The sequence below is a fragment of the Nitratidesulfovibrio oxamicus genome (assembly GCF_015731765.1).
Lineage (GTDB): Bacteria > Desulfobacterota > Desulfovibrionia > Desulfovibrionales > Desulfovibrionaceae > Cupidesulfovibrio > Cupidesulfovibrio oxamicus.
Genome location: NZ_VRYY01000646.1, coordinates 1 through 975 on the forward strand (window position 1 = coordinate 1; position 975 = coordinate 975).

Annotated in this window: 2 protein-coding genes; one reads left to right on the top strand and one right to left on the bottom strand. The window is 69.2% G+C overall.

Annotation, left to right across the window (positions count from 1 at the left end; all coding sequences use genetic code 11):
- Window positions 1-150: 150 nt before the first annotated feature.
- Entirely contained in the window at window positions 151-387 is a 237-nt protein-coding gene (locus FVW20_RS16655; RefSeq protein WP_196610468.1) for a hypothetical protein, read from the bottom strand.
- 214 nt (window positions 388-601) lie between these two features.
- Here FVW20_RS16655 and FVW20_RS16660 point away from each other — a divergent pair.
- Window positions 602-975, top strand: a 374-nt coding sequence (locus tag FVW20_RS16660) for a Tex-like N-terminal domain-containing protein (RefSeq protein WP_307831613.1), incomplete at its 3' end; no start/stop codon positions are given.

The window sequence follows — 975 nt, forward strand, 5'->3', positions numbered from 1 at the left end:
CGGGCAGGGGCCAACCCGGTAAGCGGACCATGCACCGTCGCCCTGGCCGCAGCCGCGCACACGGACACGCGGCCCGGCACCGCAAACGCCAAGGGCCGCGCACATGCGCGGCCCCGCAATTTTCCGGCATGAATGCCGGACACCGGACTGCTACTGCTTCTCGACCTTGAGCCCGTCGTCGGTGGCCGTCAGCAGATAGGTGCACCCCCCCGTTTCGAGACAGTAATCCGAACCGGGAAACAGCGTGCTGCGGGCGGTCCATTCGTCGTTGACGAACACGTCTCGCGCGCCGCCGCTTTCCTCGTAGCGCACCTGGGTTCCGTCGGCCAGGATGACGAACTCCGCCTCGCGGATGACGGCGGGCAGGTCGGCTTCGGTATGGCTCATGGCAGGCCTCCTTCACGGTTGCGGATGGCAGGACTGTGGCAGAAAACCAATCCCTTGACGTAACCACATGCTTACATCGTCCGCCACCGGACAACAACAGGAATATCCCGTGACGCCAGAACTTCAGGCCACCGCCGCCGCTGCCCCTGCCCCCCCGTCCAGATCCGCTCCTGCCGTTTCGCCAGCCACGCCAGTCGCCGCTGCCCCGGCAGCCCTGGCCGCCGCGCTGTCCCTGCCGGTATCCGGCGTCTCCGCCGTCATGGCCCTGCTGGACGAAGGGGCCACCATTCCGTTCATAGCCCGCTACCGCAAGGAAGCCACGGGCAGTCTGGACGAGGTGCAGGTGGCCGCCGTGCGCGACGCGCTGGAAAAGGCGCGCGAACTGGACAAGCGACGGGCCGCCGTGCTGGCGTCGCTGGAAGAGCGCGGGCTGCTCACCCCGCAGTTGTCCAAGGCCGTGGCGGGGGCGTCCACGCTCACCGCGCTGGAGGACGTGTACCTGCCCTACCGGCCAAAGCGCGTCACCCGCGCGGAAAAGGCCCGGCGGCGCGGGCTGGCCCCGCTGGCGGAAGCCCTGCGCACTGCGCG